Origin of the sequence: Streptomyces sp. TP-A0356, assembly GCF_001417775.1 — a bacterium.
In the GTDB taxonomy this organism is placed as follows: domain Bacteria; phylum Actinomycetota; class Actinomycetes; order Streptomycetales; family Streptomycetaceae; genus Streptomyces.
In genome coordinates this window covers 88,565-103,021 of the sequence record NZ_BBZJ01000016.1, presented here as the reverse complement: position 1 = coordinate 103,021, position 14,457 = coordinate 88,565, and the positions used below count along the sequence as shown (strand labels likewise).

The window sequence follows — 14,457 nt, the reverse complement described above, 5'->3', positions numbered from 1 at the left end:
ACCCTCGCCCGGGCGGTCGCGGGCGAGGCGGGCGTCGCGGCCGTGGCGGCCGTGCCGCGCAGGGCCGGGCGACGCCCGCCGCGCCCGCCGTCGTCAGCGCGCCAGGCTCAACGACAGCGCGAACCTCCCCTCCTCGTCCGTCCACCAGTGCGTCAACTCAAGCCCCACCTGGCCCAGTTCACGGCGTACACCGTCCTTGCGGAACTTCGCCGACACCTCCGTGCGCAGCTCCTCGCCCGCCGCGAAGTCGACCGCCAGGTCCAGCGCGGGGATCTTCACGGTCTGCGCCCTGCGCGCCCGCAGCCGCATCTCGATCCACTCGTTCTCGGCGTCCCACAGGGCCACATGGGCGAACGCGTCGGGATCGAAGTCGGCCCCCAGCTCACGATTGACGACGGCCAGCACGTTCTTGTTGAACTCGGCCGTCACCCCGGCCGCGTCGTCGTACGCCGCCACCAGCGCCGCCGCGTCCTTCACCAGGTCGGTGCCGAGTAGCAGCGCGTCCCCGGGCGCCAGCAGGGACCGTACGGACTTCAGGAACGCCGACCGCTCGGCGGGCAGCAGATTGCCGATCGTGCCGCCGAGGAACGCCACCAGCCGTGGCCCGGGCGTCCGGGGCAGCGTGAGCCCGGCGGTGAAGTCCGCGATCAGCGCGTGGACGTCGAGTCCGGGCCGCTCGGCGATCAGCGCGTGCCCCGCCTGGGTCAGCGCGCTCTCGCTCACGTCGACCGGCACATAGGTGCGCAGGCCGGTCAGCGCGTCCAGCAGGTACCGGGTCTTCTCGGAGGAGCCGGAGCCGAGCTCGACCAGCGTCCGCGCGCCGGTCGCGGCCGCGATCTCCCCGGAGCGGGCGACCAGGATCTCCCGCTCGGCGCGTGTCGGGTAGTACTCCGGCAGTTCGGTGATCTTCTCGAAGAGGTCGCTGCCGTGCGCGTCGTAGAACCACTTCGGCGGCAGGGTCTTGGGCATGCCGGTGAGGCCTTGGAGCACGTCGGCGCGCAGTGCGGCGTCCGTGGCGTCCTCGGGAAGGGTGCGGGTGAGAAGGAACGGGCTCACGTGCTGGGCTCCTCGGATGGTGCGGATGCCATGTCCTCGCGCAGGTCCTTGAGGGGGGTCAGCAGGACGCCGGTGCGGTCGGCCACGAGCAGCGTGTGGTCGGGCACCTCCTGCCAGCGCGGATCGTCGTCGTACGGTTCGGAGGCCACGACGGTGCGGTGGCCGGGTTCGGTGAGGTACCAGTGGGTGTCCCCCCACGCGGTCGCGGTGATCGTCGCGCCGTTGGTGAGGAGCAGGTTGAGCCGGGAGCCGGGAGCCGCCGTGGCGACCTCCAGCACGGTGTCCGCCAGCGCCTGCCCCTCGTCGTCCCCGCCGCGCAGACGGTTCAGCACCAGCGCCCATACGAGCGCCGAGTCGCTGCGCGCCTCCAGCGACAGCAGCTCGGCCGGTGGCAGGGAGCCCGCCGGGCCGGCGAGCGAGCGGGGCCATCCGGCCACGGCACCGTTGTGGCTGAACAGCCAGGTGCCCGCGGCGAACGGCGCCGCCGCGGCCTCCCGATCGGCGCTGCCCACGGTCGCGTCCCGTACGGCGCCGAGGAAGGCGCCCGAGCGTACGACCCGGGCGAGGTCGGCGAAGGACTGGTCGCCCCAGACGGGTCCGGCCCGGCGGTAGCGGGCCGGCACCGGGTCACCCTCCGCGTACCAGCCCACCCCGAAGCCATCGGCGTTGACGGTCCCGTGCCGCTGCCTCCGTGGTGCCCACGACTGCCGGTACAGGCTGTGCGGGGGTTCCACGAGGAGCCGGCCGAGCGGCTCCTCGGGCCCCAGGAACGCGAGGTGACGGCACATCAGGCGTCCCGGGCGGTACGGAAGCCGGAGAAGATCTGCCGCCGGATCGGATAGTCCCAGTTGCGGAACGTACCCCGGCACGCCACCGGGTCCACGGCGAACGAACCGCCGCGCAGCACCTTGTACTCGGGCCCGAAGAACACCTCCGAGTACTCCTTGTACGGGAACGCACTGAACCCCGGGTACGGCAGGAAGTCGCTGGAGGTCCACTCCCACACGTCACCGATCAACTGCCGTACGCCGAGCGGCGAGGCGCCCGCCGGATAGCTTCCGGCCGGGGCGGGACGCAGATGCCGCTGCCCGAGGTTGGCGTGCTCGGGTGCCGGGTCGGCGTCGCCCCACGGATAGCGGCGGGAGCGGCCCGTGGCCGGGTCGTGGCGGGCCGCCTTCTCCCACTCCGTCTCGCTGGGCAGCCGGCGCCCCGCCCAGCGCGCGTACGCGTCCGCCTCGTACCAGCACACGTGCAGGACCGGTTCGTCGGGCGGTACGACCTCCGTGACGCCGAAGCGCCGTCGCAGCCACTGCCCGCCCTCGCGGCGCCAGAACAGCGGGGCCTCGATCTCGTGCCGGCGGATGTGGTCCCAGCCCTCCGGCGTCCACCAGCGTTCGGAGCCATAGCCTCCGTCCTCGATGAAGGCCTGGTAGGCGGCATTCGTCACCGGGAGGGTGTCGATGTGGAAGGCGGGCACCAGGCGCTGGTGCGCGGGTCGTTCGTTGTCCAGTGCCCATGGCTCGGTGGAGGTGCCCATGGTGAACGGGCCACCGGGGACGAGGACTTCGGAGGGACCGCTGTACGGCGGTGCGGGCGCCGGGTCGGGCGCGGTGAGCGCCTGCGGTCCCTTGCGAAGCTGATGGGTGATCAGCATCGTTTCGTCGTGCTGCTGTTCGTGTTGGGCGATCATGCCGAAGGCGAAGCCCGCCTCCGTCAGGCGCCGGCCCTCGAACGGCGTGCTCTCCAGCACGTCCAGGGCCCGGCCGCGCACCTCCGCGGTGTACCGCCGCGCCTCGTCGGGCGGCAGCAGCGGGAGCGAGGGACGTTCGGCGCGCGGGTGCTCGAAGGCGTCGTAGATCCCGTCGATCTCGGGCCGTATGGCCTCGTGTCCCGCGACCGTGCGCACCAGCCACAGCTCTTCCTGGTTGCCTATGTGCGCGAGGTCCCAGACCAGCGGTGACATCAGCGGCGAGTGCTGGGCCGTGAGGTCGGGATCCTCGACACAGGTGGTCAGCAGCGCGGTGCGGTCGCGGGCCGTGGTCAGGGCGTCCAGCGCGCGGTCCCGGAGCGTGTCGGGGTCGATCGGCGACCGGTCGTCGGTCATGTGCGGATGTCCTTCCCGTGGAACAGGGTGTCCTTCCCGCCGGAACGGGTGTCCTCCCCGTGGAACTGGCGCAGCAGATCGTCGGCGGGGCAGCGGCCCCGGGCCACATAGCGGTCGGTGAACTCCGCGACGGCGTGCCGCACCACCTGGTCGGCGCCGATCCTGGGCAGCGCCTCGGCCGCGGCCGCGAAACAGGCGACGGCGGCGTCGCGCAGTTCGGGATCGGACAGTCCGTCGCGGGCGGCGGCCACCCACAGCGGATTGGACGGGGCCGGGCGGCCGCCCGTCCGCTCCGCGAGGGGTTTCACCGTGCGGTAGGCGGTCTCGGCGGCCTCGGGGTCGTCGAAGAGCGCGGCCGTCACGGCGAGCGGCACGATCCACCCGTCGTCGCCCGGCTGGGCGTCGATCATGCGGAGTTCGAGATGGCCGCGGGGCCGGATCGGGGGGAACAGGGTCGTCAGGTGGTAGTCGAGGTCGGCACGGTCCGGCGGGTCGGCGGACCGGGCCCAGGCCCGGAAGGTGAGGCCGTCGGGCACACGCCAGGGACCGGACTCGGCCCGCACGCACATCACCGGCGCGTCCATCACATGCCGGGCCCAGGCGGCGCGCGGGTCGCCGTCGAGAGCCGGGGCGCTGCTGCGTCCCGGCTCCATGGCCGCCCACAGGGACTGCCGCGTCGAGCGCCAGCCCGTGGGCCTGCCCCGGGACAGCGGCGAGTGCGCGAACGCGGCGACCAGCACCGCGCCCAGCTGGTGCGCGAGCCACCAGCGCCGTCCGTGGCCCAGAGGGCCCGGTTCCTCGTATCCCGCGTCCACGCACACCTGGACCGATGCGGACGAGCACATCATGAACCGCCCCTCCGGGCCGGTGCGATCGAGGTAGCGCTCCATGGCGTCGTAGCGCGGCTCATGGAGGTAGCGGCGCGGAGGGTTCCAGGGATCCTGGCCGTAGCCGCTGAGGCCCAGTCCCGCCTCGCGCAGTACGGCGCGTACCGCGTCGAGGTCGGCGGAGACGGACCCTATGCACTCCATCAGCGAGGCGGCCGGGAGGGAGCTGAGCTCCAGTTGGCCGCCCGGCTCGACCGTGAGGGCCGAACGCAGCGGCAAGGTGCGCAGTGCGGCGTAGGCCGCACGGAGACGTTCGGGTGGTACCCGAAGCCATGGCTTGTGCAGCTCGTGGACGAGCCATTCCACTTCCACACCGAGGCAACGAGGCGGTCCGGTCTTGAAGCAGATACCGCGGACCAGCGCCTCCACCTCGGCGTCGGTGACGGCGGAGCGGTGCTCCGTACAGTCACTCACCGAATCGGACATGTCGGGATCCTCCTGAGATTCCACCATGCCGCCGGCCCGGTGTCGGATGAGCCGGGTCGGCAACGCTCGTCCCACCCAAGACCCTCACGTGGTTTCGCACAAGAGTGCCCCTTGGGCGCTTCCCCGACCACTCGTCTCCTGTTCTGCAAGTGACGAGCGCTTGCCTTCAGGGCCGGGAAACTCTGTTGCGGCGTACGACCAGCATCGCTCACCATGCGTTCATGAGCACGACGGGGGAGGCCGGCGGTACGCCGGGCGAGGTCGGGCGCGACGGCCTCACGGCGCCCACGGGGGTGGCGCCGTGAGCGCGCGTCTGCGGGGGATCGCGCAGCAGACGCAGGAGATCGTCGCGGCGGGTGCCTACCGTGCGTCCGACGGGCGTACGGTGGCCATCGCCGCGGCGGTCGAGGCCGCCCGTGCCGGGACGCGGATGTACGGGCCGGACCCGGTGGAGACGCCCTGGGCCGCCCCCCTCGCCACGGTCTTCGAGGTCACCGGGGAGTCCAGCCTGGAAGCCGCCCGGCGCCTCACCGGCCGATCGGGTGACCCGGTGGCCGTGCTGAACTTCGCCTCCGCGCGCAACCCGGGCGGCGGCTTCCTGAACGGCGCGCAGGCCCAGGAGGAGGCCCTGTGCCGGGCCTCCGCCCTGTACGCGTGCCTCCGCGAGGCGAGGGAGTTCTACGACCACCACCGGGCGCACCGCGACCCGTTCTACACCGATCGCGTGCTGCACTCACCGGCCGTGCCCGTCTTCCGCGACGACCGCGGGCATCTGCTCGACACGCCGTACCGGGTGGGATTCCTGACCGCCGCGGCGCCGAACGCCGGAGTGGTCCGGCGGACGGCGCCGGAGCGCGCGGGAGACCTGCCGCGGGCCCTGGCCACACGCGCCGAACGGGTCCTGGAGACGGCGGCCGCCCGCGGCTACCGACAGCTGGTGCTGGGCGCCTGGGGCTGCGGCGTGTTCCGGAACGACCCGGCCGAGGTGGCCGGGGCGTTCCGCGGGCTGCTGGTCGGGGGGCGGTTCGAGGGATACTTCGAGGAAGTCGTGTTCGCCGTGCTGGACCGCACGCGCGGGACGACGACACGGGCCGCTTTCGAACGTGCCTTCGCGGAGGTGCGCACGCCCTGACCCCGGCGCTCAGTTCCAGCCGTACCGCTCCCGCAGCCGGTGCACCACGAGGTTGAACCGCATCCGGTCCAGCGCGCACGCCTCACGCCGCATGCCGGCCTCGTGCAGACGCAGCACACGGTCCACGTCCACCCAGGAGTCGCGCCCGGACCGGTCCCAGGGCCCGCTGCCGATCGGCACCCACTCCCGGTCTCCCTCGTGCCGCTTGCTGGACAACTGCACGGCGAGCAGCGTGCCCGACGCCTCACGGGCGACCACGAGCACCGGGCGGTCCTTGCCGCGCCCGTCGTTCTCCTCGAACGGCACCCAGGTCCAGACGATCTCGCCCGGGTCGGGATCGCCGTCGTGCGCGGGGGAGTACTCCGTCCGCACCCGGCCCACCTCGCGAGGGTCGGCCTCGGTGGTCGCGGAGGGGCCGTAGCGGCCGGGAACTTCTTCATCGGTATAGGCAGTCACGCGGCCACCGTAGAGCGTCACCGCGGGCACGCTCCGAGCGGGTCCGCGATGGGTGAAGCCGCGTCAGCTCGCGGCCGCCGCGCTACGGCTGCGGCGGGTTGTCCCGGTCCTGCCGGAACTGCTCCCTGAGCGCGTCCGGGCCCTTGTCGACCTGACCGGAGTACGGGCCCTCGGCCTTCTCGCCGACGGCGTCCGCGCCCTTGTCGATGCCCTTGTCGGCATGGGACTCGTGGCCCTTCAGCAGCTGCTTGAGCTTGTCCATCATGGACATCATGGCCTCCTAGCAGTGGCCTCCTTGCAGGTCCTCCTCCCTTCCAGGATCGGGGCCCCGGGCCGAGGGTGCATCCGGGGGCCGGCGAGCCCTCCACGGGCACCGGCCGCGGCGACGGCTCGACCGGCCGTCCCAGGCAGAGCCGCGCTACCGTCGGGTTGTTGCGCGGCCCTTTGCCACGTACTGCCATGGATGCGTACCGCTGTTGACGCCTGTTGCCGTTGACGCCTCTGATGTGGAGCCCTGCATGACCACCGCACGGGACTTGTTGATCGTCGCCATGGACGCCGCCCCCGGCCGGCGCGCCGAACCGGGCGACCTGTCGCTCGCGCTCGCCGGAGCCGAACTGATCGACCTGATGGAAGCCCGGGCCCTCACCCTGGACGGAGATCGCATCGTGCCGAGCGACCCGCCGGTGACGGACGACCGCATGGTGTCCGATGCCGGGTCGGCACTCGTTCGGCAGATGCCGTACGAGTCGGTCGAGGACTGGCTGTGGCGCAGGGGACGCGGTCTGTCCTCGGCGTATCTGGCCGTCTTCGAGGAGGAAGGGCTGCTCGCGCGGCAGCGCCGCCGTTGGCTGCCCGCCTGGACCGGCGATGCGGTGCTGGCCGACTCGGCCGCCCGTCGGCAGGCGGCGGACCGAAGGGACGCCCAGGAGCCCGTGCTCGCCACTCTCGCGACGACCATCGGCATCCGCGACACGCCGGCGGGAGGGCTGCCGAGCGACGCCGGCGAGGCGGCGACAACAGTGCTGGGCGCCGTCGACGACGCCGTGACGGAACTGACAGCGGTACGGCAGCGGCGAGCCATCGAGAAGGCGGCCTTCGACAACATCTGGAGGGGCCCCTGACACGGGCCGCCCACGCGGCCGCGGCTTGATCGGACTCCCATTCAGGCCCGCGACCACGAGGGTGCCCTGCTCGCGCAGACCCTCGCGCAACGCACTGGTCAGTGACCACTGGGCCGCCTTGGAGGCCGCGTAACCCGGCCAGCCGGGCCGACCCACCCAGGACGCCACCGACAGCCGGACCCGGCCGCCGTCCTGGCCGGCCTCGCCGGCGCCCTCCCGAGCCGCACCGTCACCCCCGACCGAGCATCGCTGCCGAGCACGGCAGGCTCCAGGCGTACGGGAGCCGAGTCCCGTACGCCCGGAGCCTCGATGCTCAGCGGCTCACCGCCAGGGGCTCACCCCTCGTCCTTCTCCACCGCCACCTTCTCCGGGCGCGGGGGCACGAACCCGTTGAGCCCGGCGCCCGTGTTCGCCGGCGCCCCGTTCGGGTTCATCGAGGACAGCAGCTGACGTGCGAGTCCCAGGCCGGTGCCGCCCATCGTCAGTGCCTTGGCGAACATCTCGCCCATGCCGTCCGCCCCGTTGAGCAGCACCATGTTGTCGACGTTGCCGAAGGCCGACGCGCCCGCCCGGACGATCTCCGGCCACTTCTCGGCGAGTTGCTGGGCGACCACGGCCTCCTGGTTCTCCGCGAGGGCCGCGGCGCGCGCCTTGATGGCCTCCGCCTCCGCCAGGCCCTTGGCACGGGTAGCCTCGGCATCGGCCAGACCCTTCGCCTGGGCGGCCGCGGCCTCGGCCTCACCGGTGGCCCGGGTCGCCTGTGCGGCGGCGGCACCGCGCGTCTTGGTCGACTCGGCCTCGGCGCCCGCGGCCGTCTTCACCCGGGTCGCCTCGGCCGCCGCCGCCAGTTCGGTCTCCTTCGCCTTGGCCTGCGCCGCCGAGATCCGTGCGTCACGCTCGGCCTCGGCCAGCGTGCGCTTCTCGTACGCCCTCGCGTCCGCGGGCTTGCGGACGTCCGCCTGGAGCTGCTGCTCGCGGCGGTGCGCCTCCAGCTCCGCGACCCGCGTCTCCTGCACCACGACCTCCTGACGGGCCCCGGCGTCGGCGAGCGGACCGGCCTGGCGGGCCTTGGCGGCCGCCTTGTCGCGCTCGGCCTGGTAGCCGGCCTGCAGGATCTCACTGTCCCGCGTCGCCTCCGCCATCCGCGCGAACGACTGCTGCTCCGCCTCGGTGGCGAGACGATTCGCCTCCGCCTGCGCGATGCGCGCGTCCCGCTGCACCGCCGCCGCGTGCGGCGCGGCCAGGTTCTGGATGTAACCGGTCGGGTCCTCGATCTCGTGGATCTGCAGCGAGTCGACGATCAGGCCCAGCTTCTCCATCTCCGTGCCACAGGCGGCCCGGGTCTGCCCGGTGAGCTTCTCCCGGTCGCGGATCATGTCCTCGACCGTCAACCCGCCCACGATCGAGCGCAGATGACCGGCGAACACGTTGTGCACGCGCTCCGACATCAGCCTCTGCTGGTCGAGGAAGCGGCGGGCCGCGTTGGCGATCGACACGAAGTCGTCGCCCACCTTGAAGATGACCACGCCCCGCACCTTCAGCGGAATGCCCTGGTGGGTCACGCAGTCCACGTGCAGTTCGGTCTCGTTCAGGTCGAGCGAGAGCTTGCGCACCGCCTGCACACCCGGCACAACCAGCGTGCCGCGCCCCGTGACGATGCGGAAACCCATGCCTTCTTCGAGACCCTCGGTCCGATGCTTCGAACCGGAGATGATCAGTGCTTCGTTGGGCTCCGCGACACGCCACATGAGCTTGAAGACCACAACGATGAAGACCAGCGCGAGGACGACTGCCCCCGCGACGACGCCGATGACCATCGGCATACGCCCCCTTTGCCTGGTGCCGGGTCGGCACCGAACGAAGGCGAGTCTGCGCCCGTGCAACCCCGGGGTGAAGACGCTGACGGATCCTTGTTGCAATCTTGACGCGTACGGCTCTCACCTGCGCAGAGACCGACTCAACTGTCGTATGCCGCCTCGACGTACACGGTCCGGGGCGGCAGGTGCTCCACCACCATCACCACCGTGCCGCGCTCCATGCGGGTCTTCCCGTCGGCGGGATACGCCAGGAAGTGCTCGGCGCCGCCGCGCACACGGACGATCACCTCGCCGACCAGCCCGGGCCCGACGGTACCGGTGACACGCCCCATCAAGCCCACCATCGACGCATCGTCCATGGCCACAGCCTAGGTCCTGGGGGCGTCCGAGCGGCGCGGACCCCGGTCACCGGTCCGGCGCCGATCCGGTCGTTCGGATGAGGCGTCAGAAGGGTACGTGCCCGCATTGACGGTCCGTGAGGCCAGGGCCGAGCGCCGTAGGACGAGGGGGAGTTCATGGCCGACGAACTGGTGCGGTTCGAACTGGGCGGGGGTTCCGCCGGGGTGTACGTGGAACTGGACGACGACGATTCCGGAGTGGAGCGGGTCCGGCGGCGCGGCGGGGTCCCGCCGACGGCGGTGGACGGGTTCGAGACGGGCCTCGACCAGATCCGCGACGTGGCGGGCCGCACCCTCGACCGGATCACCTCGATGCCGAGGTCGCCGTCGACCGTGGAGCTGGAGTTCGGCGTGAAGTTCAGCGTGGAGGCGGGCGCGGTCATCGCGCGGACGGGCATGGAGGGCCACCTGAAGGTGAAGGTGGTGTGGGAGAGGGGGTCCCTGGCGGGGGAGCACGACGAGCACGACGAGCACGACGAGCACGACGAGGAGGACGAGAAAGAGGGGGAACGGGCCGGGCTCAGTCGCACACCGGATCCGTCGACGTGATCGCCACCGGGTCGGGACCGGACGGCTCACGGCGCACGGGAGCCAGCACCGCGCGGTGCTTCTGTGCCGTCACGCCGCCCTGGTGCGGAGGCCCCGGCCTGCGGTCGGACTCGTCCTCGACCTGGTCCAGCTGGCTTCGGTACAGCGTCACACCGCCGGTCACCGCCCGCGCGCACATCACCGCCAGAGCGCCCGGGCCGAGGAGGGACGCGTCCCCCAGCATCTCCGCCACCATCACCAAGACCCCGAGCGGCGCGTGCGCCACCGAGCCCAGACAGGCCGCCATTCCCACCGCCACCGGCACGATCGGGCTGTGGGGAGCCACCCCGAGCGGCTCGGCCAGGCGCCACAGCGCCGCTCCCACACCGGCGCCCACCACCATGCACGGCCCGAAGATGCCGCCCGAGCCGCCCGAGCCGACCGTCAGTGCCGTGCCCACGATCTTCGCCACCGGAATCGCCAGGACCACGACCAGCGGCAGGTCCAGCAGGATCTGCCGCGACGTGAACGCCTCCATCAGGCCATAGCCGGTGCCCAGTACCCCCGGTACCAGCAGCCCGAGCCCGCCCACCAGCAGTGCGGCGACCGTCGGCGTCATGATCCGGGCGGCCAGCCTGCGCGCCCGGGCCTCCACCCGCGTGTGCACGGCGTAGAAGCACGCCGTGTACAGCCGTCCGGCGGCCCCCGCGGCGAGTCCCACCAGCGCAACCAGGGCGAACCCGCCCACGCCGCCCACCGCCGCATGCGGGGGCGAGCCCAGCACCGGCGCGAACCCGTGGCAGGCGCCGAACACCAGCCAACCCGCGACCGAGGCGATCAGGGCCTTCGGCAGCACGCGGGCGTCCATTCCCCTGCGGTACAGCAGCTCCGCCCCGAGCAGCGCCCCGCCGAGCGGAGCGTTGAAGATCGCGCCCACACCAGCCGCGAGCCCGATCACCAGGGCCGTACGCGCCTGTTCGCGCGACATGCCGGTGCGCCGGGCGATGACGGAACCGAAGGCCGCCGAGATCTGCGCGGCCGGTCCCTCCGTGCCGCCCGAGCCGCCCGAGCCGATGGTGAGGGCCGAGGCCACGAGCTTGACCACCGTCACCCGGCCTCGCATGCCCGCCGGGTCGTTGTGCGCGGCCGCGATGGCGGCATCCGTGCCGTGACCGCGCGCTTCCGGCGCCAGCCACAGCGCGAACACCGTTGCGACCAAGGCACCGCCGGCCGCCACCAGAGGCACCAGCCACGGCCAGTCGGACCCCGTCACGGTACGGAAACCGCCCTCCGCCGAGGTCCGGTAGGGCCGGTAACCGGCCACCGACTCCAGCAACCAGCCGGTACACAGGTGCAGCAGCCCGAAGAGCGCCGCCGCCCCCAACCCCGCCACGACGCCGATGAGGACGGCCGGTCCGACCCAGCGGGCCAGTGAGTCGTCCGCGCCGTCCACCGGCAGCAGCCGCGCGGCCCAGGACCGTAACGACCGGCGCCGCGAACCCATCCCCGTACCACGCGACCCCGCATTCACCCGCATACTCCCGCCGGCCGACGACTTGCCCCTCTGAGAGCGTGACGGTCGACCGGGGCAAGGTCAACGGCGCCGCGCCGTGGGGGAGATGCGGCGAGGCCGGCGGGCGGTGACGTCGCCTCACTCGGCTGCCCACACATCCCAGCGGAACCTGCCGGCCGCGCCCGAATCGCGGGCTGACCTGCCCACGTTCCTGTGGTTATCCTCAAAGTCGGTTCGGTGGACAGCTATCGGGCGGCAGCGGCAGGGGGGTTGAGGGCGATGCCCATCGGGGGAGGGGAGCGCAGCGCGGACATGCCGGATCTGACCGGGCTTCCCCTGGAGGAGATCCTGGAAGGCACCGACTCGGCGCTGTCCGCGGCGCTGCACCGCGTGCTGCGCCACCTGGCCGGCGAGGAGGTGCCGGTGGCCGCCTACGACTCGGGGGGCGACTCCTCCGAGGGTCCCGGCCGGCTCGCCACCTCCACGCCGTGACCCCGCCGGTCGGCGCAGCGCGCGGCCAGTGGCCCGACGACCTCCTCGATGTCGCGGCCCTCCGCGCGGCCGGGCAACGCCCGCTCGCCTTCCGGGAGTTCGTGATCAAGGTGCACAGTCGCTGCAATCTGGCCTGCACGTACTGCTATGTGTACGAGGCCGCCGACCAGCTGTGGCGGGCCCAGCCCCACAGCATGTCGCAGACCACGGCCGAGCAGGTGTGCCGGCGGATCGCCGAACACGCCGAGCGCCACCGCCCGGCCTCCCTGCGGGCGATCCTCCACGGCGGTGAGCCCCTGCTCGCCGGAGTGCCCCTGCTGCGTGGCCTCAGCCGCGCCCTGCGCGACCGCCTTCCCGCGGGAACCGATGCCGAAGTCGTCGTCCAGACCAACGGCACCCTCCTCGACGACGACGTACTGCGCCTGTGCCACCAGGAGGGCATACGGATCGCGGTCAGCCTCGACGGCACTCCCGAGGTCCACGACCTCGCCCGCCGCGACCACGCCGGACGCGGCAGCCACGCCCGGGTCTCCGCCGCCCTGCGCCGTCTCGCCGCCCCGGAGCACCGCGACGTCTGGGCCGGGATCCTGTGCACCGTCGACGTCACCGCCGACCCGCTCGCCACCTACGAGCACCTGCTGTCGTACGACCCACCGGCGATCCGCCTCCTGCTGCCCCTCGGCAACTGGACGGACAGGCCGCCGGGGCGCACCGCCGACCCCTCCCGCACTCCATACGGCCAGTGGCTCGCCACCGTCTTCGACCGCTGGTATCACGCCCCCGGGCCGCCGGTGCGCATCGCGTTCTTCGAATCGATCCTCGACCTGCTGCTCGGCGGCGTCACCCGCACCGAGACCATCGGCGGGGCACCGTCCCAGCTCGCAGTCGTGGACACGGACGGCGCACTCACGCTCTCCGACCAGCTCAAGTCGGCGTACGAAGGGGCCGATCGCACCGGTCTCGACGTCCACCGTCATGCGTTCGACGCGCTGCTGGACCATCCGGGAGTCGTGGCCCGCCAACTGGCGGCGAGAGGGCTGGCGGCACAGTGCCGTGCCTGCCCCGTGGGCGGCATCTGCGGCGGCGGCCACTACCCCCACCGCTACCGCGCCGGCAACGGCTACCTCAACCCCTCCGTGTACTGCCCGGACCTGATCGCGTTGATCCGCCACGTGGCGGGCGTGCTCCGCGCCGACCTCGACCGCGCCGACGGGGCAGGCCGTTGACACAGGAACCCCCGCTCGCCTTGTCCGCGCTGACCCTGCCCCGCGGCCTCTGGCAGCAGATCGCCCGCGGCGCGCCGGACCCCGGCACGGTGCGCCTGCTGCGCGCCGCCCGCGCGGGCCGCAACCTCCTGCTGCTGCGCGCCCTCCACCACGGCCGCCACGACGGGGCCGGCTGGGACGCCGCCATCGCCCTGCTCGCCACCGTGCGCCACCACTCGCCCGCCGTCTTCGACGCGCTGATCACGGACCCCACCACGGGGACCGTGCTGGCCGAGGCCGTACGGGGACGCCGCCACCATGTGGTGACCGTGCTGGCGGCGGTCGCCGGGCACCGGGCCGACATCCCCTTCCGCCTGGACGTCCCGGTGCCGGGCGGCACCCTCGTTCTGCCCGGGCTCGGCCGTGTCACCCTGGACCCGGGCGCCTCCACGGCGTGCGTGGAACGGGGCCCGGACGGCACGAGAGTGACCCGCCAGGGCTCGCGCACCGTTGTCCCGGTCCCGGACACCCCCGGCGACGCCGTACCCGGCTGGGAGCCCGTGCATCGTCTCCGGCTCACGGCGCATGGCGCGCCGCTGGCGCTGCGCCTCGACTCCAACGGTGTCCCGGGGCCCGGGGGCCCCCGGCTCCTGGGGCCGGCGGAGCTCGCCCGCTGGCGGGACCGGCTCGGCGCGGCCTGGGAGCGACTCGCCGACCGTCACCCCGAGCGGGCCGACACCGTGCGCGGCACGGTCCGCGCCGTCGTCCCCCTCGATCCGGTGCCCTCCGGCCTCGGCTCGCGCGGCCTTCGGCTCAGCGCCTCCTTCAGCGACGCGATCGGGCTCGTGGCCCTCGCGCCCCTCGACGACCCGGCCGAACTCGCCGCCGTACTGGTCCACGAGACGCAGCACTCACTGCTCTACGCACTGCAGGACCTCACCCGGCTGCTCGACGCCCGTCCGGGCGCACGCGGACACGCCCCCTGGAGCGGCCGGCTCCGTCCTCCCTCGGCGCTGCTCCAGGGCGCCGCCGCGTTCCTCGTCACGGCCGGGTTCTGGCGCACGGAGGCGGCGTTCGGGAACCCCCTCGCACCGGCGGCGTACGAGCGGTGGCGGCACACCGCCCGCCGGGCCGGCGACGAACTGGTGCGCGGCGGCTGGCTCACCGCGGACGGACACCTGCTCCTGACCGCCATGCGGGAGGTCCTCGAGGACTGGGAGCGGCGGCCGGCCTAGGACCCCTGGGTGTACGGCTCACGAGCGGTGTCTAGTGCTGTGGCCGGAAAGGTTTGCCGGGAAACTCGCGGCGTCCGGTGCGGT

The 14,457-nt window shown here is 73.1% G+C and carries 15 protein-coding genes; 6 read left to right on the top strand and 9 right to left on the bottom strand.

The window, feature by feature from the left end:
• Positions 1 to 93 precede the first annotated feature (93 nt).
• Genes egtD through egtA form a run of 4 tightly spaced genes read right to left on the bottom strand, consistent with a single transcriptional unit; the run spans position 94 to position 4,473 of the window.
• On the bottom strand, positions 94 to 1,056 hold the full coding sequence (egtD, locus tag ASC56_RS11275; RefSeq protein WP_055491179.1) for an L-histidine N(alpha)-methyltransferase: 963 nt from the start codon (positions 1,054 to 1,056) through the stop codon (positions 94 to 96).
• Entirely contained in the window at positions 1,053 to 1,844 is a 792-nt protein-coding gene (gene egtC / locus ASC56_RS11270) for an ergothioneine biosynthesis protein EgtC (protein WP_055491178.1), read from the bottom strand. The genes egtD and egtC overlap by 4 nt, the downstream gene beginning before the upstream one ends.
• Positions 1,844 to 3,160 (bottom strand): ergothioneine biosynthesis protein EgtB, encoded by a 1,317-nt coding sequence (egtB, locus tag ASC56_RS11265; RefSeq protein ID WP_055491177.1) that lies wholly within the window; start codon positions 3,158 to 3,160, stop codon positions 1,844 to 1,846. The genes egtC and egtB overlap by 1 nt, the downstream gene beginning before the upstream one ends.
• Positions 3,157 to 4,473, bottom strand: a complete 1,317-nt coding sequence (gene egtA / locus ASC56_RS11260; protein ID WP_055491176.1) for an ergothioneine biosynthesis glutamate--cysteine ligase EgtA — start codon at positions 4,471 to 4,473, stop codon at positions 3,157 to 3,159. The genes egtB and egtA overlap by 4 nt, the downstream gene beginning before the upstream one ends.
• 301 nt (positions 4,474 to 4,774) lie before the next feature.
• On the opposite strand from egtA, the gene ASC56_RS11255 reads away from it, so the two are divergent.
• A complete protein-coding gene (locus ASC56_RS11255; protein ID WP_055491175.1) occupies positions 4,775 to 5,605 on the top strand; it encodes a TIGR02452 family protein in 831 nt (276 codons plus the stop codon).
• A 9-nt stretch (positions 5,606 to 5,614) separates the two neighbouring features.
• On the opposite strand, the gene ASC56_RS11250 is transcribed toward ASC56_RS11255, so the two are convergent.
• Both ASC56_RS11250 and ASC56_RS11245 read right to left on the bottom strand, forming a co-directional pair.
• Positions 5,615 to 6,061: a type II toxin-antitoxin system PemK/MazF family toxin gene (locus ASC56_RS11250; RefSeq protein ID WP_055491490.1), complete on the bottom strand. Its 447-nt coding sequence runs from the start codon at positions 6,059 to 6,061 to the stop codon at positions 5,615 to 5,617.
• 82 nt (positions 6,062 to 6,143) lie between these two features.
• Entirely contained in the window at positions 6,144 to 6,335 is a 192-nt protein-coding gene (locus ASC56_RS11245) for an antitoxin (RefSeq protein WP_371330053.1), read from the bottom strand.
• A gap of 244 nt (positions 6,336 to 6,579) precedes the next feature.
• On the opposite strand from ASC56_RS11245, the gene ASC56_RS11240 reads away from it, so the two are divergent.
• Positions 6,580 to 7,185, top strand: a complete 606-nt coding sequence (locus ASC56_RS11240) for a GPP34 family phosphoprotein (protein ID WP_055491174.1) — start codon at positions 6,580 to 6,582, stop codon at positions 7,183 to 7,185.
• 335 nt (positions 7,186 to 7,520) lie between these two features.
• On the opposite strand, the gene ASC56_RS11235 is transcribed toward ASC56_RS11240, so the two are convergent.
• Both ASC56_RS11235 and ASC56_RS11230 read right to left on the bottom strand, forming a co-directional pair.
• Positions 7,521 to 9,008 carry a flotillin family protein gene (locus ASC56_RS11235; RefSeq protein WP_055491173.1) on the bottom strand — a complete coding sequence of 496 codons (1,488 nt, stop codon included), beginning with the start codon at positions 9,006 to 9,008 and terminating at the stop codon, positions 7,521 to 7,523.
• 134 nt (positions 9,009 to 9,142) lie between these two features.
• Positions 9,143 to 9,361 (bottom strand): hypothetical protein, encoded by a 219-nt coding sequence (locus tag ASC56_RS11230; RefSeq protein WP_199835964.1) that lies wholly within the window; start codon positions 9,359 to 9,361, stop codon positions 9,143 to 9,145.
• A gap of 156 nt (positions 9,362 to 9,517) precedes the next feature.
• Here ASC56_RS11230 and ASC56_RS11225 point away from each other — a divergent pair, with 156 nt between their 5' ends.
• Positions 9,518 to 9,949, top strand: coding sequence for a CU044_2847 family protein (locus tag ASC56_RS11225; protein WP_063784959.1), 432 nt, complete (start codon positions 9,518 to 9,520; stop codon positions 9,947 to 9,949).
• Here the strand turns inward: ASC56_RS11225 and ASC56_RS11220 are convergent.
• Positions 9,921 to 11,432: a chloride channel protein gene (locus ASC56_RS11220; RefSeq protein WP_055491171.1), complete on the bottom strand. Its 1,512-nt coding sequence runs from the start codon at positions 11,430 to 11,432 to the stop codon at positions 9,921 to 9,923. The two genes, ASC56_RS11225 and ASC56_RS11220, sit on opposite strands and share 29 nt — an antisense overlap.
• A 288-nt stretch (positions 11,433 to 11,720) precedes the next feature.
• Here ASC56_RS11220 and fxsA point away from each other — a divergent pair, with 288 nt between their 5' ends.
• The 3 genes from fxsA to ASC56_RS11205 are packed head-to-tail and all read left to right on the top strand — an operon-like array spanning position 11,721 to position 14,373.
• The gene (gene fxsA, locus ASC56_RS11215) at positions 11,721 to 11,933 is read left to right on the top strand and encodes an FxSxx-COOH cyclophane-containing RiPP peptide (RefSeq protein WP_079102441.1); all 213 of its coding nucleotides are present in this window, start codon (positions 11,721 to 11,723) and stop codon (positions 11,931 to 11,933) included.
• Entirely contained in the window at positions 11,930 to 13,159 is a 1,230-nt protein-coding gene (locus ASC56_RS11210; protein ID WP_055491169.1) for an FxsB family cyclophane-forming radical SAM/SPASM peptide maturase, read from the top strand. The genes fxsA and ASC56_RS11210 overlap by 4 nt, the downstream gene beginning before the upstream one ends.
• Positions 13,156 to 14,373: an HEXXH motif-containing putative peptide modification protein gene (locus ASC56_RS11205; RefSeq protein WP_159039633.1), complete on the top strand. Its 1,218-nt coding sequence runs from the start codon at positions 13,156 to 13,158 to the stop codon at positions 14,371 to 14,373. The genes ASC56_RS11210 and ASC56_RS11205 overlap by 4 nt, the downstream gene beginning before the upstream one ends.
• The last annotated feature ends 84 nt before the right edge of the window (positions 14,374 to 14,457 follow it).

Bases quoted from the DNA above. Each gene is read 5' to 3' on its own strand.
- egtC (WP_055491178.1), bottom strand. From the start codon at position 1,844: ATGTGCCGTCACCTCGCGTTCCTGGGGCCCGAGGAGCCGCTCGGCCGG.
- egtB (WP_055491177.1), bottom strand. From the start codon at position 3,160: ATGACCGACGACCGGTCGCCGATCGACCCCGACACGCTCCGGGACCGC.
- egtA (WP_055491176.1), bottom strand. From the start codon at position 4,473: ATGTCCGATTCGGTGAGTGACTGTACGGAGCACCGCTCCGCCGTCACC.
- ASC56_RS11245 (WP_371330053.1), bottom strand. From the start codon at position 6,335: ATGATGTCCATGATGGACAAGCTCAAGCAGCTGCTGAAGGGCCACGAG.
- ASC56_RS11240 (WP_055491174.1), top strand. From the start codon at position 6,580: ATGACCACCGCACGGGACTTGTTGATCGTCGCCATGGACGCCGCCCCC.
- ASC56_RS11235 (WP_055491173.1), bottom strand. From the start codon at position 9,008: ATGCCGATGGTCATCGGCGTCGTCGCGGGGGCAGTCGTCCTCGCGCTG.
- ASC56_RS11230 (WP_199835964.1), bottom strand. From the start codon at position 9,361: ATGGACGATGCGTCGATGGTGGGCTTGATGGGGCGTGTCACCGGTACC.
- ASC56_RS11225 (WP_063784959.1), top strand. From the start codon at position 9,518: ATGGCCGACGAACTGGTGCGGTTCGAACTGGGCGGGGGTTCCGCCGGG.
- ASC56_RS11220 (WP_055491171.1), bottom strand. From the start codon at position 11,432: ATGGGTTCGCGGCGCCGGTCGTTACGGTCCTGGGCCGCGCGGCTGCTG.
- fxsA (WP_079102441.1), top strand. From the start codon at position 11,721: ATGCCCATCGGGGGAGGGGAGCGCAGCGCGGACATGCCGGATCTGACC.